Below are 26,117 nucleotides of genomic sequence, written 5' to 3'. Positions count from 1 at the left end.
TCTCGCCTCCCGGGGCCGTGCAGTGTAGACATGAGCACATGGTCCGACTGATGGGTCGCTCCGGGACCCGGTCGACCCGGCGCCCCAGCGGTCCCGTGCGGGGCGCGCCGGACCGGGTGCCCGACGGGCGGCGGCAGAGCGGGGAGCGGCCCCGGTGGATTCGTGCCGCGGGGCTGCGGTCGGTGCTGGGCGGACGCAGCGTCGCCGGACAGGTGTTCCTGCTCGTCGTCGTCATCGTGCTGCTGCTGGTGCTGTCCGCCGTCGCGGCGCTGGTGCTCCAGGTGCGGCACGACAGCGACGTGGAGGCCCGCAGCCGTTCGCTCGCCGTCGCCGAGACGTTCGCCAACGCGCCCGGCACCCGGGAGGCGCTCGACGACGCCGACCCCACGGCCGTGCTCCAGCCGCGCGCCGAGGCGGCCCGCCGGCAGGCGAAGGTCGACTTCGTCGTCGTCATGAACACCAACGGCATCCGCTACACCCACCCCAAGCCGGACCGCATCGGCAAGAAGTTCGTCGGCACCCTCGGCCCGGCGCTCGCCGGGCGGAGCATGACGGAGGAGGTCGACGGCACCATCGGCCCGCTGGTGCAGGCCGTGGTGCCGATCAGGGGCCCCGACGGTCGCGTCGTCGGGCTCGTCTCCGCCGGCATCACCACCGCGCACGTCGGCGGCGCCACCGCGCGCCAGCTGCCGCTCGTGCTGGCGACCGCGGGCGCGGGGCTGGTCCTGGCGACGGGGGGCGCCGCGCTGGTGAGCCGGCGGCTGCTGCGCCAGACGCGGGGCCTCGGTCCGCACGAGATGACCCGGATGTACGAGCACCACGACGCGGTGCTGCACGCCGTGAAGGAGGGCGTGATCATCGTCGACGGCGACGGCACGCTGCTGCTCGCCAACGACGAGGCGCACCGGCTGCTGGGCCTGCCCGACGACGCCGAGGGCCGGCACGTGCTCGCTCTGTCCCTCGACCCGGGCACCGCCGACCTGCTGGCCTCCGGGCGGGACGCGACGGACGAGGTGCATCTGGTCAAGGACCGGCTGCTGGCGATCAACCAGCGGCCCACGGACCGCGGCGGCGGCCCGCCCGGCAGCGTCGCCACCCTGCGCGACTCCACCGAGCTGCGGGCCCTGTCGGGCCGGGCCGAGGAGGCCCGCGAGCGCCTCGACATGCTGTACGAGGCGGGCGTGGGCATCGGCACCAGTCTGGACGTGACGCGCACCGCCGAGGAACTGGCGGAGCTGGCCGTGCCGCGGTTCGCGGACTTCCTCACGGTGGACCTGTTCGACACGGTGCTCGGCGGCGGCCAGCCCGACGCGGCGGCCGCGCTGCGCCGCACGGCCCTCGGCGGGATCCGCAAGGACGCCCCGCTGTACGCGGTCGGCGACCGCATCCGGTTCGTGCCGTCGTCCCCGCAGGGCCGCAGCCTGAGCACCGGTCAGACGCTGCTGGAGCCGGACCTCGGCCGGGCGCCGGGCTGGCGCGCGCAGGACGTCGAACGCTCCGGGCAGATCGTGCGGTACGGCATCCACTCGCTGATCACGGTGCCGCTGCGGGCCGGTGCGCTGGTGCTGGGCGTGGTGAGTTTCTGGCGGTCCGAGAAGCCCGAGCCGTTCGACGCGGACGAGGTGGCGCTCGCGGAGGAGCTGGTCGCGCGGGCGGCGGTGTCCATCGACAACGCGCGCCGCTACACGCGCGAGCACAGCATGGCGGTGACGCTCCAGCAGAGCCTGCTGCCGCGGCGGCTGCCCGAGCAGGGCGCCCTCGACGTCGCCTACCGCTATCTGCCGGCGCAGGCCGGGGTGGGCGGCGACTGGTTCGACGTACTGCCGCTGTCCGGTGCCCGGGTGGCGCTCGTGGTGGGCGACGTGGTCGGGCACGGGCTGCACGCGGCGGCGACGATGGGCCGGCTGCGTACGGCCGTGCACAACTTCTCGGCGCTGGACCTGCCGCCCGACGAGCTGCTCACGCTCCTCGACGAGCTGGTCGGGCGCATCGACCAGGACGAGACGGCCGAGGGGGACACGGCGCCGGTCACGGGCGCGACCTGCCTGTACGCGGTCTACGACCCGGTGTCGCGGCGGTGCACGGTGGCCCGGGCCGGGCATCCGCCGCCCGCCGTGGTGCGTCCGGACGGCGTGGTGGAGTTCGCGGAGGTGCCGGCCGGTCCGCCGCTGGGCCTCGGCGGGCTGCCGTTCGAGACGGCGGAGCTGGACCTCGCCGAGGGCAGCAGGCTGGTGCTGTACACGGACGGGCTGGTCGAGGACCGCACCCGGGACATCGACGTCGGCCTCGAACTGCTGCGCACGGCGCTGGCCGGGGCGGGGCCGTCGCCCGAGGAGACCTGCCAGGCCGTGCTGGACGCGCGGGTGCCGTCCCGGTCGAGCGACGACATCGCGCTGCTGGTGGCGCGCACCCGGGCGCTGGGTCCCGACCGGATCGCCGCGTGGCCGGTGCCGCCGGACCCGGCGGCGGTGGGCGAGGTGCGCTCGGCGGTGAGCCGCCGGCTGTCGGAGTGGGGGCTCGACGAGCTGGCCTTCACCACGGAGCTGATCCTCAGTGAGCTGGTCACCAACGCGATCCGGTACGGCGGCGCCCCCATCCACGTGCGGGTGCTGCGCGACCGGAACCTGATCTGCGAGGTGTTCGACGGCTCCAGCACCTCGCCGCACCTGCGCTACGCGGCGATGACCGACGAGGGCGGGCGGGGTCTGTTCCTGGTGGCGCAGCTCGCGGAGCGGTGGGGCACGCGGTACACGCCGGGCGGCAAGGTCATCTGGGCGGAGCAGTCCCTCCCGCGAACTGGGGCGGAGCCGTCGCTGCCCCTGTTCGACTTCGACCTGCCATAAGTGCGCCTTATGAGCTCATAGGCCCGACCCGCGTACCAGGTTAGGCTTGCCTTAGCTTAGGCTTCCCGTCGAGTCGCTCGTTCATCGCTCGAAGGGAACCGCTCATGTCCCGCCCGTTGCGGGTAGCCATCGTCGGATCCGGCCCGGCCGGGATCTACGCCGCCGACGCGCTGCTCAAGTCCGACGTCGCTTCCGAACCCGGCGTGTCCATCGACATCTTCGAGCGCATGCCCGCCCCGTTCGGGCTGATCCGGTACGGCGTGGCCCCGGACCACCCCCGGATCAAGGGCATCATCACGGCCCTGCACCAGGTGCTCGACAAACCGCAGATCCGCCTCTTCGGCAACGTGGACTACCCCACCGACATCAGCCTCGACGACCTGCGCGCCTTCTACGACGGCGTCATCTTCGCGACCGGCGCCACCGCCGACCGCGCGCTGCCGATTCCCGGCATCGACCTGGACGGCTCCTACGGCGCCGCCGACTTCGTCTCCTGGTACGACGGCCACCCGGACGTGCCGCGCACCTGGCCGCTGGAGGCGGAGAAGGTCGCGGTGCTCGGCGTCGGCAACGTCGCCCTGGACGTGGCGCGCATCCTCGCCAAGACGGCGGACGAGCTGCTGCCCACCGAGATCCCGCCGAACGTCCACGAGGGCCTGAAGGCCAACAAGGCGCTGGAGATCCACGTGTTCGGCCGGCGCGGCCCGGCGCAGGCCAAGTTCAGCCCGATGGAGCTGCGGGAGCTGGACCACTCGCCGAACATCGAGGTCGTCGTGGACCCCGAGGACATCGACTACGACGACGGCTCGATCGCCACCCGGCGCGGCAACAAGCAGGCCGACATGGTCGCCAAGACCCTGGAGAACTGGGCGATCCGTGACACCGGCGACCGGCCGCACAAGCTGTTCCTGCACTTCTTCGAGTCGCCCACCGAGATCCTCGGCGAGGACGGCAGGGTCGTCGGCCTGCGCACCGAGCGCACCGAGCTGGACGGCACGGGCAACGTCAAGGGCACGGGCAAGTTCACGGACTGGGACGTCACCGCGGTGTACCGGGCGGTCGGCTACCTCTCCGACAGGCTGCCCAAGCTGCCCTGGGACATGGACTCGGGCACGGTCCCGGACCAGGGCGGCCGGGTCGTCTCGGAGAGCGGCGAGCACCTGCCGTCGACGTACGTCACGGGCTGGATCCGGCGCGGTCCGGTGGGTCTCATCGGACACACCAAGGGCGACGCGAACGAGACGGTGGCGAACCTGCTGGACGACTACGCGAACGGGCGGCTGCACACGCCCGCCTCGCCCGAGCCCCAGGCCGTGGACGCGTTCCTCGCCGAGCGCGAGGTCCGGTTCACGACGTGGGACGGCTGGTACCGGCTGGACGCCGCCGAGAAGGCGCTGGGCGAGCCGCAGGGCCGCGAGCGTGTGAAGATCGTCGAGCGCGAGGACATGCTGCGGGCGAGCGGCGCGTAACCCGCACACAGACGAACACCGATTCCGCGAAGGGCCCGGAGGCACAGCCTCCGGGCCCTTCGCGCGCCTGCCCGGCCGGCTCCCCAAAACCCTTTCGGTACCCCGGTGTTCACGTTCGGCCACGCGTTGTATACGCTCCAGATCTTCACTGGATCCACACAAGGGGGGTTCTGTCCTCATGCGCATACGCATGTTCACCGCCACGCTCGCCACCGCCGTCGCCGCGGGCTCGCTGACCGCGCTGGCCGTCGTCCCGGCGCACGCCGCCGAGTACGACTCGGCGCTGAAGGTCCGCGGCGTCCAGTACGACGCGCCGGGCCGCGACTCCAACAGCTGCTCGACGGGCAACACCGACGAGGAGTACCTGACGGTCAAGAACTACTCGTCGTCGAAGACGGTCAACCTCAGGGGCTACGTCGTCAAGGACGCCGCCGGCAACCGCTTCGCCTTCACGGCGAACCACTACCTCCAGCCCGGCGACTACGTGAAGCTGCGCGGCGGCCACGGCTCGGACTCCGACTCCGGCAACGTCGTCTACCGCGACAACTGCAACTTCCTGTGGAACAACGACAGGGACACGATCTACCTGTACAAGCCGACCGGCAGCCGGGCGGACGTGCACGCGTACACCAAGAGCGGCTCCGACGCCGACGGCAACGGCTACATCACCTTCCACCGGTGACACACGGCCGGGGCCCGTCCCGATGCGGATGGTGAACGGGCCCCGACCGCGCGCCCATTGTCGTGACCGCGCCCGCCCCGGGCCACGTGTGAACGACGCCCGGCACGTGCGAACCCCGCACACCCCGAGCGCGCGCCGCGTGGTCCGGGCGCGGCCCGGCCCGGCGCCGGCGCCCCCGGTGTCCGAACGGGCCCCTCGTCCGGGTGACGCCACGCGCGGCGCGGCCGGTGTGACGGACCGCGCCGCGCGCGCCGTACACCCGCTCCGACCACGGGCGCCGCCGGAAGCGGGCCGCCGGCGGCCGGGCGGGGCCGGACACCCCCGGCCGATCTTCCGTGCCCGGCGGCGGTGATACTGGCAGTCGCCCCTGCCCCCGCCTCCAGATGGACCCATGCCGACTTCCCGAACCGCCCGCCCGACTCCCCCCACCGTGTGGCCGGCCCGCGGCCGCCACGCCGGGACCGACGCGGCAGACGTCGTCCTCGGCACCCTGAAGCGCCTCAAGGACAGCCAGGTCCTCGACGACTTCCTCGAACTGCCCGGCACCGAAGCCGCCGGGGAGGGCGGCGGGGAGGGCACCGGCGGCGTCCGCGTGTTCGAGGCCCGCTGGCGGGTGGACGGCACGGTTCCGGTCCGCGCCCGGCTGGAGCTGGCGCCCGCGGCGGACGACGGGCAGGAGTGGCTGCTGGTCGCCGAGGCCGAGCGGCACTGGGACCACGCCTGGCCGTCGCCCGCCACCATGTTCTGGCCCGACGCGCCGGACGCCGCCTGGGACCACGACACCACCACCGGCCTGCGCCTGCGGGACATCAACCCGCTCCCCGACGACGACAAGGCCGTACGCCGGCTGCTGCGCGACGCGGGGCGCGGCGCCTGGGGGGTCCACGTGGTCGTGCACGAGGCGCATACGACCGACGAACGCGGGCGGATCCCGCTGGTCCGGCACCTCCCGCCGGGGCTGCGGCACCGCGTGGTGGAGCACCGGGCGGCCCCGCAGCAGCTGCGGGTCGTCAACTGGGCCCTGCGCTCGCTCGACGTGGAGGTCCCGCGCGGCGGCGCGGTCGTCCTGCCCGGCAGCCCGGCGCCCGCCGGGTACGACGCCGGGGACTTCTCCGTGCGCGCGGTCTTCCTGGACGGCTCCGAACCGGCCGGGCTCGTCGCGGCCGTGACCGCGTACGCCGCCCTGGACCGGCCGCTGCCCGAGGACGCCGACCGGGCGCTCACGGCGCTGCGCGAGCAGTGGCACCTGCTGACCCTGGAGGAGGAGCTGGCCCGCGAGCGGCGGCTCGTCGCGATGTACGCCGAGGCCCTCGACGCGATGACGAAGTCCCGCGACCTGTACCGGGAGGCCGCCGAGGCCGCCAACGAGGCACTCGCCGCGCTGCGCGAGGCGCACGGGGAGAGCGGGCCGAAGGCGCTGCCCGCACCGCCCGGCGTGCCCGCGCCCGCGTCGCCGTTGCGGCAGCTGACGCGGACCCTGGAGCGGTTCGGGGTCCGGGGCCCGCGAGCCGCGCCGGCCGCCGAGACCACGCGCGAGGGCGACGGCGGGTAGGAGGCCCCGGAGGGCCTGCGGGGCTGGGGGTCCGCGGGGTTGGTCCGGGGCGGCCGGGGCGCCCGTCGTGGGCGGGCGTCGCGTCGGCCGTCGGACGGGTATGTGCGGGGTCGGTGTGTCGACGAGTCGATGTGTCGGCCGCCCCGGGCTGGATACGCGGTGCGGACAGCAGCACGCCCGTCCGTCCCGGAAGGTCATCCGCCCATGGGGAGCCGACACCACGACGACAGTGGGCCCGGCGGTACCGCCAAGCCGCCCCGGCACCACTCGGACCCCACGCTCCGCGTCAACGGCGAGCCGCACACCCTCACGGTCGACAACCGCCGCGCCCTGCTCGACGTCCTGCGCGAGGACCTCGGCCTGACCGGCACGAAGAAGGGCTGCGACCACGGCCAGTGCGGCGCCTGCACGGTCCTGGTCGACGGCCGGCGCCTCAACAGCTGCCTGTTGTTCGCGGTCGCGCTGGACGGCCGCGAGATCACGACCGTCGAGGGCCTCGCCGGTGACGGGGAGGAGCCGCACCCCTTGCAGCGGGCCTTCCTGGACCGCGACGCCTTCCAGTGCGGGTACTGCACGCCGGGCCAGATCTGCTCCGCGCTCGGCGCGATCGCCGAGGCCGCGGCGGGCCACCCCTCGCGGGTCACCGACCCCGGCACGCCGACCGGCGGGCCCGTGCCGCTGGGCCGGGAGGAGATCCGGGAGCGGCTGAGCGGCAACCTGTGCCGGTGCGGCGCCTATCCCCGCATCGCCGACGCCGTGGAGGACGTGATCCGGTGAAACCCTTCGCCTACGTACGCGCCGACAGCGTCGCCGAGGCCGCCGCCGCGTACGCCGCCCGGCCCGGCGCCCGCTACCTCGGCGGCGGCACCAACCTGGTGGACCTGATGAAGCTCGGGGTGGAGGAACCCGCCGCCCTCGTCGACGTCACCCGGCTCCCGCTGGACGCGGTGGAGGAGCTGCCCGACGGCGGTCTGCGCGTCGGGGCCACCGTCCGCAACAGCGACCTCGCGGCCCACCCCGCCGTCCGGGACCGCTACCCGGCCCTGTCGCAGGCGGTGCTCGCGGGCGCCTCCGGGCAGGTGCGGAACGCCGCCACCACGGGCGGCAACCTCCTCCAGCGCACCCGGTGCCCCTACTTCCAGGACACCTCCAAGCCCTGCAACAAGCGCGAGCCCGGCAGCGACTGCGGCGCCCTGGACGGCGTGCACCGGGACCACGCGGTGCTCGGGCACTCCGAGCAGTGCGTCGCCACCCACCCCTCGGACATGGCCGTGGCCCTCGCCGCGCTGGACGCACGGATCGAGCTGTACGGCCCCGACGGCGCCCGCGGCCTGCCCGCCGCCGACTTCCACCGGCTGCCCGGCGACCACCCCGAGCGGGACACCGAACTGCGGCCCGGGGAACTCGTCACCGGCGTGCTGCTGCCCGCCGCGACCGCCGGAGCGCCGTCCGCGTACCGCAAGGTGCGCGACCGGGCGTCGTACGCCTTCGCGCTGGCGTCGGTCGCCGCCGTGCTGCGCGTGGAGGACGGTGTCGTCGCCCACGCCGGGATCGCGTTCGGGGCGCTGGCCCACCGGCCCTGGCGGGCGCGCCGCGCAGAGGAGGCCCTGCTGGGCGCCGCGCCCACCGAGGCGGCGTTCGCGCACGCCGTCGACCTGGAGCTGTCCGCCGCGCGGCCGCTGCGGGACAACGCCTACAAGGTGCCGCTGGTGCGCGGCATCGCCCTGGACGTCCTGATGCGGCTCGCCGCGCCCGCCAGGACCTGAACCGGCGCTCCCGAGGAGGCTGCCCGCCATGACCGACGCCCGGACCACGGCCGCCGACGCGGCCACGACCGCCGGCCCGGCCGGATCCCGGCCCGCCCTGGGCGCGCCCGCCGAGCGCCGCGAGGGAAGGGAGAAGGTCACCGGCACCGCGCGGTACGCCGCCGAGTACGTCTCCCCCGGCCTCGCGCACGCCTGGCCCGTCCCGGCGGCGATAGCCCGCGGCCGGGTGACCGGAATCGACACGTCCGCCGCGCTCGCGCTGCCCGGCGTCGTCGCCGTACTCACCCACGACAACGCGCCCCGCCTCGCCGACCCCGACGACCCGACCCTCGCGGTGCTGCGCGACGCGCGGGTTCCGCACCGGGGCTGGTTCGTCGCGCTGGTCGTCGCCGAGAGCCTGGAGGCCGCCCGCGCCGGCGCCGCTGCGGTGCGCGTCGCCTACGCCGCCGAGGAGCCGGACGTCACGCTGACGCCGTCGCACCCCGCGGCGTACGTGCCCGAGGAGGCCAACGGCGGTCACCCGGCCGTCCGCGAGCACGGCGTCCCCGAGGACGCCCTGGCCGCGAGCCCTGTGCGGGTGGACGTCGGCTACCGGGTCCCGCCGCTGCACAACCACCCGATGGAGCCGCACGCCAGCACCGCCCGCTGGGACGGCGACCGGCTCACGGTGCACACCTCCAGCCAGGGCTCGACCACCGTACGGGCCGTGCTCGCCGGGATGTTCGGGCTGCCCGAGGAGCGGATCACCGTCGTCGCCGAGCACGTCGGCGGCGGCTTCGGATCGAAGGGCACGCCCCGACCCGACGTGGTGCTCGCCGCGATGGCCGCACGGCACACCGGCCGGCCCGTCTGTCTCGCCCTGCCCCGGCGGTACCTGCCCGCCGTCGTCGGACACCGGGCGCCCACCCTGCACCGGCTGCGCCTGGGCGCCGGACGCGACAGCCGCCTCACCTCCCTCGTGCACGAGGTCACCACGCACACCTCCCGCGTCAAGGAGTTCGTGGAGCAGGCCGCGGTCCCGGCCCGCATCATGTACGCCGCCCCCGACTGCCGCACGCTGCACCGGGTGGCGGCGCTCGACGTGCCGACGCCGTCGTGGATGCGCGCGCCCGGCGAGGCACCCGGCATGTACGCGCTGGAGTCGGCGATGGACGAACTCGCCGAGGCGCTGGGCATGGACCCCGTCGAGCTGCGCGTCGTCAACGAGCCCTCCGCCGAACCCGACAGCGGCAAGCCGTTCAGCAGCCGGCACCTCGTCGAGTGCCTGCGCGAGGGCGCCCGGCGCTTCGGCTGGGCCGCGCGCGATCCCCGGCCCCGCTCGCGCGCCGCCGGCCCGCTGCTGATCGGCTCGGGCGTGGCCGCCGCGACCTACCCGGTGCTCGTCGGGCCGTCCACCGCGACCGCCCAGGCCCTGCCGGACGGCGGTTTCGTCGTGCGGACCAACGCCACCGACATCGGCACCGGAGCCCGGACCGTGCTCGCGCAGATCGCGGCCGGCGCGCTCGGCGTGCCCCTGGAGCGGGTCAGGACCGAGGTGGGCAGCAGCGACCTGCCGTCGGCGCCGCTCGCGGGCGGCTCGTCAGGGACCGCGTCCTGGGGCTGGGCCGTGCACGAGGCCTCGGCCCGGCTGGCCGACCGCCTGGCCCGGCATCAGGGCCCGCTGCCCGAGGAGGGCCTGACCGAGCGTGCCGACACCGGCGGCCGGGCCGGGGCCGACAGCCCGTGGTCCCGGCACGCCTTCGGGGCGCACTTCGCCGAGGTCTCGGTCGACACGGTGACCGGCGAGGTCCGGGTGGGCCGGCTGCTCGGTGTGTACGCCGCCGGGCGCGTCCTCAACGCCCGTACCGCGCGCTCGCAGTTCGTCGGCGGCATGACGATGGGGCTGGGCATGGCGCTCACCGAGAGCAGCACCGCGGACCCGGCGTTCGGCGACTTCGCCGAGAAGGACCTCGCCGCCTACCACGTGCCGGTGCACGCCGACGTCCCCGACATCGAGGCGCACTGGGTGGAGGAGGACGATCCGCATCTCAACCCGATGGGCAGCAAGGGCATCGGGGAGATCGGCATCGTCGGCACGGCCGCCGCGATCGGCAACGCCGTGCACCACGCCACGGGGGTGCAGTTCCGTGAACTGCCTCTGACGCCCGACCGGGTGCTGACCGGACTGCTGGGCGGCGACGGCGCGCGGTGAGCCTTCCGCGCCCGGCGTACGCCCTTCGGGCGACCCCTTTCGGACACAGCGTGCCAGGCGCCATACACCAGGCCAAGCAGGGAATCCTCTACGAGGACACACAGGGTCGTGGCACACCGGGACAGGGGAGGGGGGAGCGTGGACTCGACGACGGCACTGATCGCCGCCGCCGCGACGCTCGCCGCGGCCGTGCTGGCCGTGGCGGTCGCGGTGTTCGTGCGACTGGTGCGCACCCGTCGTGAACTGCGAAGCGCCGGGCTGCCGACGGGACCCCGCTGGGTCTTCTGGGGTGCCCTGCTCTATTTCGTACTGCCGACCGACTTGTTGCCCGATCCCGTGTACCTGGACGACATCGGCGTGCTCCTCCTCGCTCTGCGCGGCCTGCGCGGGTCTCATACCTGACGCGGCGGCGGGGCGAACTCTCCGGCCACTACGGAGCGTAAGGAAACCAATCACCCGTTCGACTCGTATAAGTGACTGGAAGTCCAAGGAAGAAGCGGACCAGGCGCGTCTCAGGGGTGAGGGCGCCTGACCGGGGAAGCACCGACCCAGGGAGAGGCGATGCAACCGTTCGCGCTCAACTACGCACGTCCGGCGGCCCAGTTGGACGCCGCCGTGCCGTACGTCTACGACTCGGGGCGACAGTTGAACGTGCTTCTGGACGGGCGGCCCGCCGCCTGTGACCACGCCCTGCTGAAGGAGTTGGCGACCACCACGTCCACCGCGGGCTCGAAGACCCACTTCGACGACTGAACGCGAACCGGACGCCCATGACCGTCTTGATCCTGACCTGTGAAGAGGACGTGACCGCCGACATGGTGGTCGTCCACCTGAACGCCTCGGGGGTTCCGGTGGTCCGCCTCGACCCCGCCGACCTGCCCGGCGGCGTCGCACTGTCCGGCGAGTACGTGCACGGCTCCTTCCAGGGTCATCTGTCGTCCGGGGGGCGGCTGGTGGGCATCGACGGGCTGCGGTCGGTCTGGGTGCGCAGGCCCGGCACCCCGGCCGGCCGTGCCGGGGAGCCGTCCGCGTGGCTGACCGAGGAGACCTCCCAGGCGCTGTACGGGATGCTCCGCGGCTGCGGGGCGCGCTGGATGAACGATCCGGACGCGGCCCGGCGTGCCCGGTACAAGCCGTGGCAGCTGCGGGTGGCGCAGCGCTGCGGGCTGCCCGTGCCGGCCACGCTGATCACGACGTTCCCGCGCGCCGCCGAGGAATTCGCGGAGCGTTTTCCGGACCTGGTCGTCAAGCCCGTGTCGGGGGCGCACCCGAAGGATCCGCCGCGCGCCGTGCCGACCAGTCGCGTCGCGCCGGACGCGGACTTCTCCGCCGTCGCGTACGGCCCGACGCTGCTGCAACGCCGGGTCGCCAAGCGGGCCGACATCCGTCTGACGGTGGTGGGCGAGCGGCTGCTCGCGGCCCGAAGGACCGCCGATCCCGACGCCGAGGAGATCGACGTCCGGTTCGCTCCGCCGACCTCGTCGTGGCGGCCGGCGCAGGCGCCGCCGCGGCTCGCCGAGGCGGTCCACGCGTACATGAGGGAGGCCGAACTGTCCTACGGCGCCTTCGACTTCGTCGAGGACGCCGACGGCACGTGGTGGTTCCTGGAGTGCAACCAGTCCGGCCAGTTCGGCTTCGTGGAGGTGGAGACGGAGCAGCCGATCGCCCGTTCCATCGCCGAATGGCTGTCCCACCCGGTCCCCGAGGACCACGCCCAGGTCAACAGCGGGGACTCCACGGTGTGCTGAGTGGGCGTCGGCGTCCGGTTCAGCGCGGTCCGGGCAGCAGGGCCGTGCGCTGCCAGCCCGCTCCGGGGTTGGCCGGGGGGTGCGGGGCGCCCGGTGCGTGACCGGAAGCGAGAAGCGGGCGCATGACCAGCTCCAGTTCCCTGTTCACGCGCTCGGCCTCCCGGCGCACCTGCGCGGGTACGTCGCCGCACTCCGCGACGAGTCGGTCATAAATGGGGGAATCCTGGAACACCCGTCAACGCGCCTTTCGTGTCGTCTGCCCGTGTGATGGGCAACAACAGCCGAGTGTATGCGTCCGAGCACGCCGGGGCGGGAAATCGCGCGAGGTCTTGACGCGACCGGGATCACGTCCCAACTCCTGGTCAGGCCCCGGTGCTGGACCCGGGCCGCACGATCATGAGGACGGTCACGGTGGCCCACAGGATGTTGAACACGCCTGTGAACATGGCCAGTCGGACCGTGTCGGCGCGTTCGACGGCCCGCTGAGCGGCGAGTTGGCCGAGGAGGTCGTCCTGTCCCGGCAGGACGAACGCGATCAGGATGCCCGCGGCCACGGTGGTCAGGGTGATGGACGTGACGAGCCAGCCGTCGCCGAGGACTCCCATCGCGACGGCCGTGGCGAAGCCGAGGACGGGTACCGCGATGCCGAGGCGGGCGTAGACGCGGCAGATGCGGTGCAGCAGCCGCACGGTGCCCACGGCCGTCGGCCCCTCGTCCCCGGCGCCGGCCGCGCGGCGTGCCGCCGGCGGGAACATGCTGGCCGCCACGGTGACGGGACCGACGGCCAGGATCGCGGCCAGGACGTGCAGGGACAGCAGGAACTTCGTCATCGTGCGGGGCTCCGGAGGGCGGGTCGGGTGGTCGGGCGGTGGTGCCGGGCTCACGCTAAGCAGTCGCCGGACAGCGACACAGAGGCTGAAACGACAGCTTCCAACGGGTTCCCGCCAACACCCCCGAGCGGCCGGTCCCTGCTGATCATGGTGGTGACCTGCGGTTCCCGTAGGTGGCGGGAAGCGGGCTATCGTGGCGGTCATGCACACCGTGGCGATCCTGGTCCTCGACGGCGTCGTGCCCTTCGACATGGCGGCGCCCATGCAGACCTTCGACTGGACGCGGCTGCCGGACGGCCGGCGCCCGTACCGGATCCGGTTGTGCGCCGCGACCGAGGAGGTGCGCGCCGACGGCATGACGCTGCGCGTCGACCGCGGCCTCGAGGCGCTGGAGGACGCCGACACGATCGTGGTGCCGGGCCGGTCCCCCGACGCGGGGCCGCTCCCGGAGGAGGTGCCGGCGGCCCTGCGGAGGGCCGCCGCCGCGGGCACCCGGATCGCGTCCGTGTGCGTGGGCGCCTTCGTGCTGGCCGAGGCCGGGCTGCTGGACGGACTGCGCGCCACGACGCACTGGGTGGCGGCGGCCGAACTGGCGCGCCGCTTCCCGGAGATCGAGGTGGAGCCGGACGTCCTCTACGTCGACAACGGCCAGATCCTCACGTCCGCCGGAGCCGCCGCGGGTCTGGACATGTGCCTGCACATGATCCGCCGGGACCTGGGTTCGGCCGTCGCCGCGCACGCCGCGCGGATGTGTGTGATGCCGCTTGAACGGGAGGGCGGCCAGGCCCAGTTCATCGTGCACCGGCATCCGCCCGTGCCGCGCGGCTCGGCGTTCGAGGCGCTGCTGGAGTGGGCCGAGGACAACCTCGCCGAGGAGATCACCCTCGGGACGATGGCGGCGCGCGCCGGTATGAGCGAGCGCACCTTCAGCCGCCGGTTCCGGGAGCAGACGGGCACCACGCCCCTGCAGTGGCTGCTGCGGGCGCGGGTGCGGCGTGCCCAGTACCTGCTGGAGAACACCGACCACCCGGTCGAACGGATCGTGCAGCAGGCCGGTTTCGGTTCGCCCACGGCGTTCCGCGAGCGGTTCCGCCGGGTGGTGGGGACGACGCCGTACGCCTACCGCGCGGCGTTCCGGGCGGGACCCGCGCGCTCGGCGGGCCCCGCTCTTCCCACCTCACACGGCCAGTGACAGGCCGCTCTCGCCGTCGGCGTCGGCCGCGGTCCCGGCCGCCGGCTCCCTGCCCATCAGCAGGGCGTCCGCCCTCTCGATCGCCTCGCGGACTTCGGTGGTTCCCATCATCACGCACAGCGTGTAGCTGACGTCCGCGAGTTCACGCGCCGCCGCCGGCCTCTCCCGCTCCGCCTGAGCGATCTGCAGCGACGCGTACCGCGTCAGCAACGTCCTCACGACCTTCGGGTCCGGTACGAGCACGAAGCGCCCCTCTCTCGATTTTCGCTGCGTATGCCCGAACGGGCGGGAAGCATTCACCACACACGCACAACTGCTCAGGAATGACGAAAACCTGTCGCTGTCTGTACGAACAACGCCGGAGAGCGATCGGATCCGGTCCGTGCCGGGTGGGTGTCGAGAAATCGCCCCCTCCAACCCGCTTCCCGGGCGGCCCTCAGCAGTTGAGCAGGGGGCACGACTCCTCACCCCGGACGGTGTACGACCCGATGAACCCCTACAGCCGCTTCCTGTCCACCCTGTACGTCCTCACCAGCGGACTGCTCGCCTGGACCGCGGTCCTCCAGTACCGGTACGGCCCGCTGTGGGCGGGGTTCCTCTTCACGGCGGCGAGCCTGGTGCCCACCATCGCCGTCGTGCGGGAGTGCGTGATCGCCGACCAGCAGCGGGCACTGGCCGAGTGGGCCGCCGGGCCGCGCGGGCAGGGCGAGCGGCTCGCCGACGCGATCGTGCGCGGGGAACTGGACGCCGCCTGCTGCGAGCGGTGGTGGACCAGCCTGGGCACCGACCACGACGCGGCCTGCGCCCACGGCGCCCCGCGCAGCAGCGCGGCCTGAACGGGCCCCGCGCGCGCAGTTGTGGCGCGCGGGGCCGGGAACCGTGCGCCGTCAGGCGACCTGGCCGCTGTGCAGACCGGCGTAGGCGCCGCCGCGGCGCAGGAGTTCCTCGTGGGTGCCGATCTCCTGGATCCGGCCGTCCGCCATCACCACGATCCGGTCGGCGCCGCGCACCGTGGAGAGCCGGTGGGCCACGACGAACGTGGTGCGGCCGTGCAGCAGCCGCGCCAGCGCCTGCTGGACGAGCGCCTCCGACCGGGTGTCCAGCGCCGAGGTCGCCTCGTCCAGGACGAGCACCTTGGGGTCCCTGATCAGCGCGCGGGCGATGGCGAGGCGCTGCCGCTGCCCGCCGGAGAGCCGAGCGCCGCGCTCGCCGACGAGGGTGTCGAGCCCTTGCGGGAGCCGGTCCACGAACTCCAGCGCGTTGGCGTCGCGCAGCGCCGACCGCACCGTCTCCTCGTCCACGTCGTCCATGCCGTAGGCGACATTCTCGCGGACGGTGCCGTCGAAGAGGATGGACTCCTGCGGCACCACCGACAGGAAACGCCGGTACGTGCGCAGATCGAGGGTGTTCATGTCGGTGCCGTCGAGCAGGAGCCGGCCGGACGTCGGCCGGATGAAGCCGATGACGAGGTTGAGCACGGTGGACTTGCCCGCCCCGGAGGCGCCCACCAGGGCGACGGTCTCGCCGGGCGCGACGTCGAGCGTGAAGTCGCGCACCGCGGGCCGCCCGTCGGACTCGTAGGCGTGGCCGACACCCTCGAAGGTCACGGCGCCGCGCAGCGCGGTGAGTTCGGCCTTGCCCTCGTTGTCCTCCAGTTCGGGTGCCTGGAGGACCTCGCCGACCGAGCGGACGGACTCCAGCCCCTTGGTGATGACGGGCGCGAGACCCGCCAGCGTCGTCGTGGAGTTGGTGAGCGTCGTCAGGAAGGCGCTGAGCATGACGACGTCACCGGCGGTGACGCCCCACACGTCGTAGTACGAGATCAGCGCGGCGCCCGCCAGCACGCAGACGCCGACCACGTTGAGGACGACCCAGGCCAGCGATCCGAAGCGGCCGTTGAGCAGGTCCAGGCGCATGCCCGAGGCGAGCAGGCGGTGCAGGGTGCCGTCCATGCGGCGCAGCGCCTTGCCCTCCAGGCCGTGCGCGCGGGTGACCGGGATGAGCCGGGTCATCTCCGTCACGCGGGAGGACAGGGTCTCGACCTCGTGCCGGAAGTCCTCGTTGTGGCTGCGCAGCCGCGCCCTGAGCCGGGCCACGAGCAGCGCGGCGGCGGGCACGACGACGAGGAAGACGGGCAGGAACTCCGGTGTGCGTACGCCGATGATGACGAGGCCGCCGACGAGCACGGTGGTCGCGCCGAGGCCGGTCTCGGCGGTCTGCTGGACCATCTGCTCGACCGTCTCCACGTCGCGGACCACCTTGGCCTGGAGCACGCCGGCGCTGACGCGCGAGTGGTAGCCGATGGAGAGCTGCTGCATGCGGGTGCACAACGCGGAGCGCAGCCCGGTGCCCATGCGGCGGACGCTGCCGTACAGGAGGCGGACGTACAGCAGGTGCAGCGGGTAGTTGACCACCAGGATGAACATGATGATCGCGGTGCTGGTCCAGAGCCTGCTGATGGGCTGGTGCTGGACGACGGTGTCGATGATGGACGCGGTGATGAGCGGCAGCAGCCAGACGGGGCTGTGCTTGACGGTGAAGACGACGACGGCCGCGGCCAGGCGCGTGCGGTCGGCGCGGAACAGATAGGCGAGCGTGCGTATCGGGTGCTCGCCGCGGTAGCGGTGGTCGAGTGGTCTCTCCAGCGACGACGCCATCGGCGGTGGTCCTCCCCGGGTTGCCGGAATCGATGGCAAGCGCTTTCTGCGCCAGTCGGGGAGGAGTACATCACGCCGCCCGCACCGGGGACCACTATGAGGTGGGGCCGGCCCTTCCCTCTCCCGTCACGCTGGGAGGGGCGGCCTCAGTCCGCGAGGGCGAGCGTGCGGGCCAGCTCCGAGGTGGCCCGGGCGATCTCGGTGTCGTTCTCGTCCAGCAGGCGGTCGAGGGCGCCGCGCCGGGCGCGGACGGCCTGCCGGGCCTTGCGCTCCCACACGACGGGGTTCTCGCGGTGGTTGAGGAGCTTGGGGTAGGCGCTGGCGGTGTTCTCCCACTGCCGCGCGTCCGCGATGTTCTTGAGCAGCTGGATGATCTGCGGGCGGCAGGTCACCCGCGGCAGCTGGGCGAGGTCCCAGAGGAAGGGAACGGTGGCCGCGGTCGCCTGCTCGACGACGAAGCCGTACTGGCAGATGCGTTTCCGCAGATCCTCCAGAGCGACCCGGGCGGTGTCGGCGTCGCCCGAGGCGATGTCGGCGAGCAGCCCGGGAATGGCCGCCGCCGAGCCGGTGGAGTCCTGGATCTGCTGCCAGGGCACCTGGTGCAGTGCGGCGAGGGGACCGGTCCCGGCCGCCTCGGTGGGGAGCGTCTCGCGAGCTGTGCGCGGTGTGCTCGTCTGGTGCGTCGGAGCGGTGCGCATGGCATGAGGCCTTTCCGCGGCAGTCATGTCAGGTGGGGGGACGGTTCGACCCGGTCGACAGCTTGGCCCAGACGGTCTTGCCCGCAGGAGGCCGCGGGGACCAGCCCCACTCCTCGGACAGGGCGTCGACGAGGCACAGGCCGCGGCCGTGTTCCTCCAGGGCGCGGCCTTCGAGCGGCCGGCACACGGGTGGGGCGTCGGCCGGGTCGGAGACGGCGAGCATCAGGTGCGTGGGGCCGAGGGCGAGCCCGAGCCGGACGTCGCCCTCGCCGCCGACGGCCCGCGGCACCGCGTGGGCCACGGCGTTGGAGGCGAGTTCGGTCAGGACGAGGACCGCGTCGTCGGTGCGGTGGTCCAGCTGCCACCGGCGCAGGGTCTCGCGGGTGAAGCGGCGGGCCAGGGCGAACCCTTCCCCGGTGCAGCCGATGCGCATCTCGACCGCCGCCGGCCGGTGCGGCCGGGCCGCGGGCCCGCGCGTCCGCCGCTCACCGGCCGGGACGACGCCGGTCGCCGACCCGCTCGTCGGGCCCGCCGCTCCGGCCCCCCACGGCAGGGGCGGGCCCGGTGTGCGGAGCACTCGATGCGCAGGTAACGACACGGAATCTCCCTGATGCGACGTCAGGACGGGGCGTCGCCCGAGGGGTTGACGCCACGGCTATTATCCACGCCGATGGCGCTCGCGTGCAATTGCACGAGAAATTGCGCGAAAGTCGATCGGGAGCAGTCAGGACCGACGCGTGTGCGGTCCGCTCCCCTCCGCGGCGGCCGGCACGGCGGGCGGCGCGGAACGCGAACAGCAAGGAGAGAGCGGTGCCAGCAGTGCAGAACGGAGTGCGGGCCAGTTCGTTGGAGGCCCGCTGGCTCAAGAGCCGGTTCAGCAACGCCGAGGGCAACTGCGTCGAGGTGGCGCGGGTGGACGGCGGCGTCGCGATGCGCAACTCCCGCGATCCCGACGGCCCCGCGCTCGTCTACACGCCCGCCGAGGTGGCCGCGTTCGTCGCCGGGGCGAAGGCGGGCGAGTTCGACCACCTGCTCTGAGGCCGGTCCGGGTCACCGCGCGGCGGAAGCCGACCCCTGCCGCGCGGCCCGGGCGCACACCACGCGGAAACGGAACGTGAGTACGTGACTTTCCGTGACGTGTGCGCCTGAATACGGCGGCTCCGGACCGAGTGAGATAGTGTAAGTCTCAATTCTGCCGGTCTGTTGGGGAGCCCAGGATGTCCGCCGAGTCGCAGCGCATCTCCCGCCTCGAACCCTACCTGGACCGGGCCGAGCCCGCGCCGACTCTCCTGAAGATGCTCGTCGGCGTGCAGCTGGCCGGCTTCCGCGAGGACGCGGGCCTCTCCCAGGACCAGGCGGCGCGCGAGCTCGGGTTCAGCCCGGCCAAGCTGTCGCGCATCGAGGCGGGCAAGGGCCGCAGGCCCCCGACGGAGCGGGACGTCCGCGCCCTCCTGGAGCTGTACGGCACCGACCCCTACGAGGTGACGGTGCTGCTGAGGATCCTCCAGCGGGCCGGTGAGCCGGGCTGGTGGCAGCGTTACGACAAGCGGCTGATGCCGGAGTGGTTCGACCGCCTGGTCGGGCTCCAGGAGGCCGCCGCCACCATCCGTACATTCGAGATCCAGTACGTCCCCGGGCTGCTCCAGACGGCCGCGTACACCCGCGCGGTCGTGGAGCGCGGGCTGCCGAACGCGCCGGCGGGCGAAGTGCAGCGCCGGGTCGAACTGCGCATGCGGCGGGCCCAGTTGCTGCTGCGCGAGGACGCCCCGCAGCTGTGGGCGGTGATCGACGAATCGGTCCTTCTGCGGGTGCTGGGCAGCCCCGAGGTGATGCGGGAGCAGCTCGGACACCTCGTGGAGATGACGAAGCGGCCCAATGTGACCCTTCAGGTCGTGCCGCTCGCGGTGACGAACGCGTCGGCGCCCGCGATCCCCATCACCTACCTGCGCTTCGGCGGGCTCGACCTGCCGGACGTGGTGTACCTGGAGCACATCCGCAGCGCGAACTTCCTCGAGGACCTGGACGAGACGGAGGAGTACCGGCTCGCCCTGGACCGGCTGGCCGACGAGGCCCTCCAGCCGCGGGAGACACTGGAGTTGCTGCAGGAGACGTTGGAGCGGCGTTATCCGGCCTGAGCGTGCGTGACCTGAGCGTGCGTGAAGGGCCGCCGGTGTCGGGTGTACCGACGCCGGCGGCCCTTGGTGTGTCGCGTGTCAGACGACGCGGCCGACGCCGCCGAACTCGATCCACTCCTGGGTGGCCTGACGGGGCGCCACCTCCGTGTCGGGGCGCCAGGTGGACACCTCGACCAGGCCCGGCTCCAGGATCTCCAGGCCCTCGAACAGCGCGGCGACGTCCTTCTCCTGGCGCACCCGGCCCCAGTGTCCCTGCGTCGCCTTGTCCATGAAGTCGGTGACGAATTCGCGGACCTTCGGGTCCTCGCTGACCAGCTGGCACATCACCATGATGCTGCCGGGAGCCAGACGCTCACGGACCCGGCGGGCCACCGCGGCCGGACCGTCGGTGTCGCTGTCCGGAATGCAGTGGAAGACGGAGTTGAACAGCACGGCGACCGGCTCGGAGAAGTCGATCAGCCGCTGGGTGTCCGGGTGGGAGAAGATCGCGTCGGTCTCGCGCATGTCCGCGTGGATGACGGCGGTGCGGTCGTTCTGGTCGAGCAGGGCACGGCCGTGCACCAGGACCATCGGGTCGTTGTCGACGTAGACGACGCGCGACTCGGGGGCGATGCGCTGGGCGACCTGGTGGACGTTGTCCTGCGTGGGCAGACCGGACCCGTGGTCCAGGAACTGCCGGATGCCGTGCTCGGCGGCGATGACCTTCACCACCCGCTGGAGGAAGCGCCGGTTGTTCAGGGCGAGTTGGCGGGTGCTCGGCACGACCTTGTCGAGTTCCGCCACGGCGGCCCGGTCGGCGGCGTAGTTGTCCTTGCCGCCCAGGTAGAAGTCGTACATGCGAGCGGCCGTCGGCACGTTGGCGTTGATCTCCGTGGACAGCTGCTTACCCGGTTGCATCGTTCCCCCAGCATCGCTACGCGCCAACTGCGCCAGCCTGACTGAGAGTACATCCTAGGGACTCACCGTTCGGTGAAACCAGTCCGGGAACGCGAACCGGCCCGCCGGAAGGGAGTTCCGGCGGGCCGGGGTGGTCCCGGGGCGGCTCAGCCGCGCGACTTCAGGTACTCGTCGACGCCGGGGGCCTCGTGGGCCTCCTCCGCCTGCACGATCCCGCCGACCGCCTTGGGGTCGGGCTTGAGGATGTAACTGGACAGGGTCGCGGGGCGGTTGACGTCGGAGAAGTCCTGCGGGGTGCCGAGGCCGTTGTCGACGGACTTCTGCGCGCGGTGCGCCTTGACCACGTCCTCACGGGCGAGGCTGCCGTCCTCGCAGGCCTTCTTCAGGTCCTGGCCGAGGAGTTGGGCGGCGTTGTACCCGGACAGCACGCCGGAGTCGACCGGCGAGCCCGGGTACTTCTTCTGGTACGCGGCGACCATGTTCTTCACGCCGGGCAGGTCCGAGCTGACGGCCGGGGCCGCGCTCACCACGCTCAGCATGGCCTCCAGGGCGGGCGCCGCGGGCGTCTTCATCAACTGCGGTGCGAAACCGGGGGCGTTGCTGACGACGGGGACCTTCAGCCCCTTGGAGGCGGCGACGCCGACCAGGGAGGCGGTCTGGGCCGGCCCGGCGCTGATCAGGACCGCCTTGACGCCCGCCTTGCGGAGCGCGGAGACCTGCGCGGACAGGTCCGTGTCCGTCGCCTTGATCTTCTGGCCGGCGATCTTCAGCCCGGCCTGCTTCGCGGCCCAGGTGGAGCCCTCCAGCGCGTTGGTGCCGTAGTCGCCCTCGAAGTAGACGTGGCCGATCGTGTCGCCCTTCTTCAGGCCCTTGGTGCGGGTGAGGTAGTCGACGGCGCCGATCATGTCGACGTCGTACGTGGTGCCGACGACCTGCACGGGGTCCTTGCCGAGCAGGGAGGCCGCCCAGGCCTGCGGGAAGGTGAGGACCTTGTCGCGCTCGATGTCGTCGAGCAGGGCCGCGACCACCGGCGAGCCGATGACCTGCGGCATGGCGACGACGTCCGGGGCGATGTCGGCGTAGGCCGTGACCGCCTTCTGCACGTCGTAGCCGTGGTCCTTGACGACGATCTCGATCTTGCGGTCGCAGATGCCGCCCTTGGCGTTGGTCTCGTCGGCCCACATCTGCTGGGCCTGCACGATGCTCTTGCCGAGGGTGGCGTAGGGGCCGGTCAGGTCGGTGAGGGCGCCGAGCTTGATGGTCTTGGCGGTGACGCCGGGACCGCCCTTGACGCCGTCGCCGGCCTTCTCGGTGCTGGTGTCGCCCGCCTTGGAGCTGCAGCCGGTGACCGCGAGGAGCACGGCCGAGAGGGCCGAGGCAGCGATGACTCCGGTGGTGCGGTGTCTGTGGTGCGTGTTCACGGGGTGTGCTCCTTGGTTCGTGCGGGCGAGGGTTGGGGTGACGACGTGGTGGTCTCGGCGGGTGGTGGGCCGGGCCGTCGGCGGCTCAGCCGGGCGCGGGTGCGCCGGGCCAGTCCGTGCAGGCCGTCCGGGGCGTAGAGGAGGATCAGGACGATGGCGGCGCCGTACAGGTAGCGGGCCGCCTCGGTGGGGCCGACCGAGCCCTCGGCGGAGCCGGGCGCGGTCACCAGCGGGAGCTGGTCGGCGTAACGGGTCATCAGCAGCGGCAGCGCGGTCACGAACACGGCTCCCGCGGTGGCTCCGGCGACGGATCCGAGGCCGCCGATGACGATCATGGCGAGGTAGTCGACGGACAGGACGAGTCCGAAGTAGTCGGGGACCACGCGGCGGAACGCGAGGGCGAGGAGGACGCCGGCGAGGCCCGCGTACATCGAGGAGACGACGAAGGCGGCGGAGCGGTAGCGGGCGACGTTGACGCCCATCACGGACGCCGCGGTCTCGCTGTCGCGCAGCGCCACGAGGGCGCGTCCGGGGCGGCCGCGCAGCAGTCCGCGCGCGGTGAACCAGGTGAGGGCGAGCAGGACGAGGCCCAGGTACCACAGGCGTTCCTCGGCGCCGAACGGGACGCCGAGCAGGATCAGTTCGGGGTCGGCGGCGGCGAAGACGAACCCCCCGATCTCCAGGGGTGGCACGGAGCGTCCGTTGAAGCCGCCGGTGACGGAGTCGGCGGTGAGCAGGACGTGGTGGCCTATGAAGACCAGCGCGAGGGTGGCGACGCCGAGGTAGATGCCGCGCACCCGGCCCGCGACGGGGCTGAACAGTCCGCCCGCGGCGCCGGCCAGCAGCACCGCGAGGACCATCGCGAGCGCCGGTGGCAGGCCGGGGCCGGGCTCGCCCGCGAGCCAGACGTAGCCGTAGGCGCCGACGGCGAGGAAGAAGGCGTGGCCGAGGGAGAGTTGGCCCGCGGTGCCGCTGAGCAGGCCGAGGCCGACGGCGCCGATGGCCGCGGCCATGGAGAACAGGCCGATGCGCAGCCAGAAGGCGTCGAGGTAGAACGGCAGGGCGCACAGCAGGACGAGCGGCAGGGCCAGTCGCAGCAGGCGGTTGGTGAGCTCAGACACGAGCCGCTCCCTTCGCGCCGAACAGTCCGGTGGGCCGGATCAGGAGCACCACGATCATCACGGCGTACGGGGCGACGTCGCCGAAGCCTTCGCCGAGGACGTGCAGGTCGGACTGGTATCCGGCGACCAGGGCCTCGGTGAGGCCGATGATCATGCTGCCGGCGAGGGCGCCGGTCGGTGAGGCCATGCCGCCGAGGATCGCGGCCGGGAACGCCTTGAGGGCGATCTGGCCGGTGGTGCGTTCCAGGCCGGGCGCCGGGAACGCGGCGAGGAACACGGCGGCCAGTGCGGCGAGCGCCCCGGCCAGGCACCAGGCGAGGGTGCGGACCCGGACCAGGCGGACGCCCATGAGGGACGCCGCCTCCACGTCCTCGGCCGCCGCGCGCAGCGACAGGCCCCAGGAGGTGAACCGGAACAGGGCGAAGACGGCGCCGATGACGACGGCGGACACCGCGATCGCGGCGAGCCGGCTGTCGGCGACGGTGATCGGTCCGAGTCCGCTCACCGAGTCGCCCCAGGGGTCGCCCGTGGAGAGCAGGTCGCCGCCGATGCGGCGGGCCAGGTCGGTGAGCAGGACGATGTCGATGCCGATGGTCACGATGGTCTGCACGTGCGCGTGCCGGGGGTCCGGGTCGCCGCGTTGCAGCAGGAAGCGGTCCATGGCGCCGGCGACGGCCGCCGTGACGAGGACGCCCACCGCGAGGGCGCCGGCGAAGCCGAGGTCGTCGTGCAGGACGGCGGTGAGGTAGCCGCCGAGCAGCAGCAGCGAGCCGTGCGCGAAGTTCATCACGCCGGACGCCTTGAAGATGACGACGAATCCGAGGGCGACCAGGGCGTAGACGGAGCCGAGGGCGATGCCGTTGAGGACGTTGTCGAGGAAGCCGGTCATGCCACGTCCTCCTGCGGGGTTTCGGTGCCGAGGTAGGCGCGCAGCACCTCGGGGTCCCGGCGGACCTGGTCGGGGGTGCCGTGGGCGATGACGCGGCCGAAGTCGAGGACGGTGACGTCGTCGGCGAGGCGCATCACGAGGCCCATGTCGTGCTCGACGAGCACCACGGACAGGCCGAGGGTGTCGCGGACGGTGCGGACGACCTCGGCGGTGCGGGCGCGTTCGGCGCCGTTCATGCCGGCCACGGGTTCGTCGAGCAGCAGCACGCTGGGCTCCAGGCAGAGGGCGCGGGCGAACTCGACGCGCTTGCGGTCGCCGTACGACAGCAGCGCCACGGGCGAGTCGAAGTGCCGTTCCAGGCCGACGAGTTCGGCGATCTCGCGGGCGCGGGCGAGGTGTTCGCGCTGCTCGCGCACGGCACGCGGCAGACGCAGGGCACTGGCGGCGAAGCCCGCGCGGGTCAGGGCGTGCCGGCCGAGCATCAGGTTGTCGGCGACGGTGCCCTCGGTGGTGACGATGTTCTGGAAGGTGCGGGCGACGCCGAGGGCGGCGATGCGGTGCGGGGCGAGCCGGGTCAGGTCGGTGTCGCCGAGCCGGACGGTGCCGGCGGCCGGGCGGTACAGGCCGGACAGCACGTTGAAGCAGGTCGACTTGCCGGCGCCGTTGGGTCCGATGACGGCGTGCACGGAGCCGGGGGCGACGGTGAACGACACCTCGTCGAGCGCGGTCAGACCGGCGAACCGGACGGTCACGTCACGGACTTGGAGCTCGGGCGGCGCGGTGGTACGGCTGGTCACGCGGCCCCCTGGTCGTCGGCGGCCTCGCCCAGGTACAGGCGGCGCACGGCGTCGGTCGAGGCGAGTTCGCCGGCGGGGCCGGACAGGCCGATATCGCCGACATCCAGGACGTAGGCGTGCTGCGCGAGCGACAGCGCCATGCCGGCGTTCTGCTCCACCAGCAGGACGGCGGTGCCCTGGGCGTTGATCTCGCGGACCACCTCGGCGATCCGCTGCACCATCTGCGGGGCGAGGCCGAGGGACGGCTCGTCGAGGAGCAGCAGGCGCGGGGCGGCCATCAGGGCGCGGCCGATGGCGAGCATCTGCTGCTCGCCGCCGGACAGCAGGCCCGCGGCCTGGTGGGTGCGCTCGGCGAGCCTCGGGAAGAGCGTGAACACCCGCTCGCGGGCCTCGCGGACCTGCTCGGGCCTGCGGCGGCCGAGGCCGAGGCCGCCGGAGCGGAGGTTCTCGTCCACGGTGAGACCCGCGAACACGCGCCGGCCCTCGGGGACCTGGACGACTCCGGCGCGCACGGCGGCGACGGGGTCGCGGCCGTCGAGCACGGTGTCGCCGTAGCGGATGGTGCCGGCCGTGACGGCTCCGCGATGCAGGCGCAGCGTGCCGGACACGGCCCGCAGCAGCGTCGTCTTGCCCGCGCCGTTGGCGCCGAGCAGTGCGACGACGCCGCCGTGCGGGACGGTCAGCGACACGGAGCGGAGGGCGGACAGGGCGCGGCCGTAGGTCACGTCGAGGCCCTCGACGTGCAGGGCCTGTTCCCCGTCCGGTGGTGCGTGGGACATCGCGGCTCCTCGGGTCCGTGCCGGTGGCGGCACGGGTCTTCTTGTGAAGGTGAAGTGGAGCTCACGACAGCACGGGCGCGGGTCGCGGGTACAGGCCTTCAGGCCCGTACGCTGCCCCGTTACAACCGGGGCGGGGGGAGGTTGTGCGGGTGCCCAGGAGTGCCGGAGACGTGGGTGGCCGGGTGCCGGGGTGGGAAGGGACCGGATGTGTGCCGGTCGGTGGAGGGCGGGTGCGCCGGCGGCGGGCGTGCCGGAGGCATGCGAGAGAGCGGGCGGGTGCGGGGGTGTGCGGGCGCACGGGTGAGGACACCTGCGGCGGGTGGGAGCGCGCGGGCGTGTGTGAGGTGGACGGGCGCCCGGGCGGGGCGGTGGGCGGGTCGGGAGGGGCAGGCATGCGGGATCGCGGGCATGCATGGGGATCGCGAACAGGCTCAAGGGCTCGCGCGCAGG

At 73.3% G+C, this 26,117-nt stretch carries 26 protein-coding genes; 14 read left to right on the top strand and 12 right to left on the bottom strand.

All coding sequences use genetic code 11. From position 1 onward, the window contains the following. Positions 1-38: 38 nt before the first annotated feature. From ACZ7D7_RS09590 to tgmB, 10 genes are all read left to right on the top strand, one after another. Positions 39-2,843 carry a SpoIIE family protein phosphatase gene (locus ACZ7D7_RS09590; RefSeq protein ID WP_470823417.1) on the top strand — a complete coding sequence of 935 codons (2,805 nt, stop codon included), beginning with the start codon at positions 39-41 and terminating at the stop codon, positions 2,841-2,843. 104 nt (positions 2,844-2,947) lie between these two features. Then, positions 2,948-4,312, top strand: a complete 1,365-nt coding sequence (locus ACZ7D7_RS09585) for an FAD-dependent oxidoreductase (protein ID WP_470823415.1) — start codon at positions 2,948-2,950, stop codon at positions 4,310-4,312. Between the two features lie 178 nt (positions 4,313-4,490). Continuing rightward, on the top strand, positions 4,491-4,994 hold the full coding sequence (locus ACZ7D7_RS09580) for a lamin tail domain-containing protein (RefSeq protein WP_470823414.1): 504 nt from the start codon (positions 4,491-4,493) through the stop codon (positions 4,992-4,994). Between the two features lie 391 nt (positions 4,995-5,385). After that, positions 5,386-6,546, top strand: a complete 1,161-nt coding sequence (locus ACZ7D7_RS09575; protein WP_470823413.1) for a hypothetical protein — start codon at positions 5,386-5,388, stop codon at positions 6,544-6,546. A gap of 204 nt (positions 6,547-6,750) precedes the next feature. Beyond that, entirely contained in the window at positions 6,751-7,323 is a 573-nt protein-coding gene (locus ACZ7D7_RS09570) for a (2Fe-2S)-binding protein (RefSeq protein WP_470823412.1), read from the top strand. Then, entirely contained in the window at positions 7,320-8,312 is a 993-nt protein-coding gene (locus ACZ7D7_RS09565; protein WP_470823411.1) for an FAD binding domain-containing protein, read from the top strand. The genes ACZ7D7_RS09570 and ACZ7D7_RS09565 overlap by 4 nt, the downstream gene beginning before the upstream one ends. Positions 8,313-8,340: 28 nt before the next feature. After that, the gene (locus ACZ7D7_RS09560) at positions 8,341-10,503 is read left to right on the top strand and encodes a xanthine dehydrogenase family protein molybdopterin-binding subunit (RefSeq protein ID WP_470823410.1); all 2,163 of its coding nucleotides are present in this window, start codon (positions 8,341-8,343) and stop codon (positions 10,501-10,503) included. A 138-nt stretch (positions 10,504-10,641) separates the two neighbouring features. Beyond that, the gene (locus ACZ7D7_RS09555) at positions 10,642-10,905 is read left to right on the top strand and encodes a DUF1232 domain-containing protein (protein ID WP_470823409.1); all 264 of its coding nucleotides are present in this window, start codon (positions 10,642-10,644) and stop codon (positions 10,903-10,905) included. A gap of 159 nt (positions 10,906-11,064) precedes the next feature. After that, complete coding sequence (tgmA, locus tag ACZ7D7_RS09550; protein ID WP_470823408.1) at positions 11,065-11,256, top strand: putative ATP-grasp-modified RiPP; 192 nt, start codon at positions 11,065-11,067, stop codon at positions 11,254-11,256. Positions 11,257-11,273: 17 nt separating this feature from the next. Then, positions 11,274-12,251 carry an ATP-grasp ribosomal peptide maturase gene (tgmB, locus tag ACZ7D7_RS09545; RefSeq protein WP_470823407.1) on the top strand — a complete coding sequence of 326 codons (978 nt, stop codon included), beginning with the start codon at positions 11,274-11,276 and terminating at the stop codon, positions 12,249-12,251. Between the two features lie 19 nt (positions 12,252-12,270). Here tgmB and ACZ7D7_RS09540 read toward each other — a convergent pair whose 3' ends face one another. Together ACZ7D7_RS09540 and ACZ7D7_RS09535 are read right to left on the bottom strand one after the other, a co-directional pair. Further along, positions 12,271-12,483: a hypothetical protein gene (locus ACZ7D7_RS09540; RefSeq protein WP_470823406.1), complete on the bottom strand. Its 213-nt coding sequence runs from the start codon at positions 12,481-12,483 to the stop codon at positions 12,271-12,273. A gap of 130 nt (positions 12,484-12,613) precedes the next feature. Next, entirely contained in the window at positions 12,614-13,081 is a 468-nt protein-coding gene (locus ACZ7D7_RS09535; protein WP_470823405.1) for a hypothetical protein, read from the bottom strand. Positions 13,082-13,283: 202 nt separating this feature from the next. Here ACZ7D7_RS09535 and ACZ7D7_RS09530 point away from each other — a divergent pair, with 202 nt between their 5' ends. Continuing rightward, a complete protein-coding gene (locus ACZ7D7_RS09530; RefSeq protein ID WP_470823404.1) occupies positions 13,284-14,273 on the top strand; it encodes a GlxA family transcriptional regulator in 990 nt (329 codons plus the stop codon). Here ACZ7D7_RS09530 and ACZ7D7_RS09525 read toward each other — a convergent pair. Continuing rightward, complete coding sequence (locus ACZ7D7_RS09525; protein WP_470823402.1) at positions 14,259-14,516, bottom strand: DUF5133 domain-containing protein; 258 nt, start codon at positions 14,514-14,516, stop codon at positions 14,259-14,261. The two genes, ACZ7D7_RS09530 and ACZ7D7_RS09525, sit on opposite strands and share 15 nt — an antisense overlap. Before the next feature lie 245 nt (positions 14,517-14,761). Here ACZ7D7_RS09525 and ACZ7D7_RS09520 point away from each other — a divergent pair, with 245 nt between their 5' ends. After that, positions 14,762-15,109, top strand: coding sequence for a hypothetical protein (locus tag ACZ7D7_RS09520; protein WP_470823400.1), 348 nt, complete (start codon positions 14,762-14,764; stop codon positions 15,107-15,109). 51 nt (positions 15,110-15,160) lie between these two features. On the opposite strand, the gene ACZ7D7_RS09515 is transcribed toward ACZ7D7_RS09520, so the two are convergent. The 3 genes from ACZ7D7_RS09515 to ACZ7D7_RS09505 all read right to left on the bottom strand — a co-directional run bounded on the left by ACZ7D7_RS09515 (position 15,161) and on the right by ACZ7D7_RS09505 (position 18,205). Beyond that, positions 15,161-16,930: an ABC transporter ATP-binding protein gene (locus ACZ7D7_RS09515; RefSeq protein WP_470823399.1), complete on the bottom strand. Its 1,770-nt coding sequence runs from the start codon at positions 16,928-16,930 to the stop codon at positions 15,161-15,163. 146 nt (positions 16,931-17,076) lie between these two features. Further along, the gene (locus ACZ7D7_RS09510; RefSeq protein WP_470823398.1) at positions 17,077-17,628 is read right to left on the bottom strand and encodes a hypothetical protein; all 552 of its coding nucleotides are present in this window, start codon (positions 17,626-17,628) and stop codon (positions 17,077-17,079) included. Between the two features lie 28 nt (positions 17,629-17,656). Next, a complete protein-coding gene (locus ACZ7D7_RS09505; RefSeq protein ID WP_470823397.1) occupies positions 17,657-18,205 on the bottom strand; it encodes an ATP-binding protein in 549 nt (182 codons plus the stop codon). A gap of 233 nt (positions 18,206-18,438) precedes the next feature. On the opposite strand from ACZ7D7_RS09505, the gene ACZ7D7_RS09500 reads away from it, so the two are divergent. Together ACZ7D7_RS09500 and ACZ7D7_RS09495 are read left to right on the top strand one after the other, a co-directional pair. Next, positions 18,439-18,666: a DUF397 domain-containing protein gene (locus ACZ7D7_RS09500; RefSeq protein ID WP_470823396.1), complete on the top strand. Its 228-nt coding sequence runs from the start codon at positions 18,439-18,441 to the stop codon at positions 18,664-18,666. A 179-nt stretch (positions 18,667-18,845) separates the two neighbouring features. Beyond that, on the top strand, positions 18,846-19,763 hold the full coding sequence (locus tag ACZ7D7_RS09495) for a helix-turn-helix domain-containing protein (RefSeq protein ID WP_470823395.1): 918 nt from the start codon (positions 18,846-18,848) through the stop codon (positions 19,761-19,763). Positions 19,764-19,841: 78 nt separating this feature from the next. Here the strand turns inward: ACZ7D7_RS09495 and ACZ7D7_RS09490 are convergent, their stop codons facing one another. From ACZ7D7_RS09490 to ACZ7D7_RS09465, 6 genes are all read right to left on the bottom strand, one after another. Next, positions 19,842-20,660 carry an SAM-dependent methyltransferase gene (locus tag ACZ7D7_RS09490; RefSeq protein ID WP_470823394.1) on the bottom strand — a complete coding sequence of 273 codons (819 nt, stop codon included), beginning with the start codon at positions 20,658-20,660 and terminating at the stop codon, positions 19,842-19,844. Between the two features lie 146 nt (positions 20,661-20,806). Next, a complete protein-coding gene (locus tag ACZ7D7_RS09485; protein WP_470823393.1) occupies positions 20,807-22,081 on the bottom strand; it encodes an ABC transporter substrate-binding protein in 1,275 nt (424 codons plus the stop codon). Beyond that, a complete protein-coding gene (locus tag ACZ7D7_RS09480) occupies positions 22,078-23,202 on the bottom strand; it encodes a branched-chain amino acid ABC transporter permease (protein ID WP_470823392.1) in 1,125 nt (374 codons plus the stop codon). Before ACZ7D7_RS09480 ends, ACZ7D7_RS09485 begins: the two co-directional genes overlap by 4 nt. Beyond that, positions 23,195-24,091, bottom strand: a complete 897-nt coding sequence (locus tag ACZ7D7_RS09475) for a branched-chain amino acid ABC transporter permease (RefSeq protein WP_470823391.1) — start codon at positions 24,089-24,091, stop codon at positions 23,195-23,197. Before ACZ7D7_RS09475 ends, ACZ7D7_RS09480 begins: the two co-directional genes overlap by 8 nt. Next, positions 24,088-24,888 carry an ABC transporter ATP-binding protein gene (locus ACZ7D7_RS09470; RefSeq protein ID WP_470823390.1) on the bottom strand — a complete coding sequence of 267 codons (801 nt, stop codon included), beginning with the start codon at positions 24,886-24,888 and terminating at the stop codon, positions 24,088-24,090. Before ACZ7D7_RS09470 ends, ACZ7D7_RS09475 begins: the two co-directional genes overlap by 4 nt. Continuing rightward, positions 24,885-25,667, bottom strand: coding sequence for an ABC transporter ATP-binding protein (locus ACZ7D7_RS09465; protein WP_470823389.1), 783 nt, complete (start codon positions 25,665-25,667; stop codon positions 24,885-24,887). Before ACZ7D7_RS09465 ends, ACZ7D7_RS09470 begins: the two co-directional genes overlap by 4 nt. Positions 25,668-26,117: the final 450 nt, after the last annotated feature.

The organism is Streptomyces sp. NPDC037054, assembly GCF_055606745.1.
The sequence above is the reverse complement of the archived record's forward strand: the minus strand, read 5'-3'. Positions and strand labels throughout refer to the sequence as shown.

Bases quoted from the DNA above. Each gene is read 5' to 3' on its own strand.
- ACZ7D7_RS09520 (WP_470823400.1), top strand. From the start codon at position 14,762: ATGAACCCCTACAGCCGCTTCCTGTCCACCCTGTACGTCCTCACCAGC.
- tgmB (WP_470823407.1), top strand. From the start codon at position 11,274: ATGACCGTCTTGATCCTGACCTGTGAAGAGGACGTGACCGCCGACATG.
- ACZ7D7_RS09530 (WP_470823404.1), top strand. From the start codon at position 13,284: ATGCACACCGTGGCGATCCTGGTCCTCGACGGCGTCGTGCCCTTCGAC.
- ACZ7D7_RS09580 (WP_470823414.1), top strand. From the start codon at position 4,491: ATGCGCATACGCATGTTCACCGCCACGCTCGCCACCGCCGTCGCCGCG.
- ACZ7D7_RS09575 (WP_470823413.1), top strand. From the start codon at position 5,386: ATGCCGACTTCCCGAACCGCCCGCCCGACTCCCCCCACCGTGTGGCCG.
- ACZ7D7_RS09560 (WP_470823410.1), top strand. From the start codon at position 8,341: ATGACCGACGCCCGGACCACGGCCGCCGACGCGGCCACGACCGCCGGC.
- ACZ7D7_RS09495 (WP_470823395.1), top strand. From the start codon at position 18,846: ATGTCCGCCGAGTCGCAGCGCATCTCCCGCCTCGAACCCTACCTGGAC.
- ACZ7D7_RS09515 (WP_470823399.1), bottom strand. From the start codon at position 16,930: ATGGCGTCGTCGCTGGAGAGACCACTCGACCACCGCTACCGCGGCGAG.
- ACZ7D7_RS09535 (WP_470823405.1), bottom strand. From the start codon at position 13,081: ATGACGAAGTTCCTGCTGTCCCTGCACGTCCTGGCCGCGATCCTGGCC.
- ACZ7D7_RS09570 (WP_470823412.1), top strand. From the start codon at position 6,751: ATGGGGAGCCGACACCACGACGACAGTGGGCCCGGCGGTACCGCCAAG.
- ACZ7D7_RS09585 (WP_470823415.1), top strand. From the start codon at position 2,948: ATGTCCCGCCCGTTGCGGGTAGCCATCGTCGGATCCGGCCCGGCCGGG.
- tgmA (WP_470823408.1), top strand. From the start codon at position 11,065: ATGCAACCGTTCGCGCTCAACTACGCACGTCCGGCGGCCCAGTTGGAC.
- ACZ7D7_RS09510 (WP_470823398.1), bottom strand. From the start codon at position 17,628: ATGCGCACCGCTCCGACGCACCAGACGAGCACACCGCGCACAGCTCGC.
- ACZ7D7_RS09590 (WP_470823417.1), top strand. From the start codon at position 39: ATGGTCCGACTGATGGGTCGCTCCGGGACCCGGTCGACCCGGCGCCCC.
- ACZ7D7_RS09490 (WP_470823394.1), bottom strand. From the start codon at position 20,660: ATGCAACCGGGTAAGCAGCTGTCCACGGAGATCAACGCCAACGTGCCG.
- ACZ7D7_RS09465 (WP_470823389.1), bottom strand. From the start codon at position 25,667: ATGTCCCACGCACCACCGGACGGGGAACAGGCCCTGCACGTCGAGGGC.
- ACZ7D7_RS09475 (WP_470823391.1), bottom strand. From the start codon at position 24,091: ATGACCGGCTTCCTCGACAACGTCCTCAACGGCATCGCCCTCGGCTCC.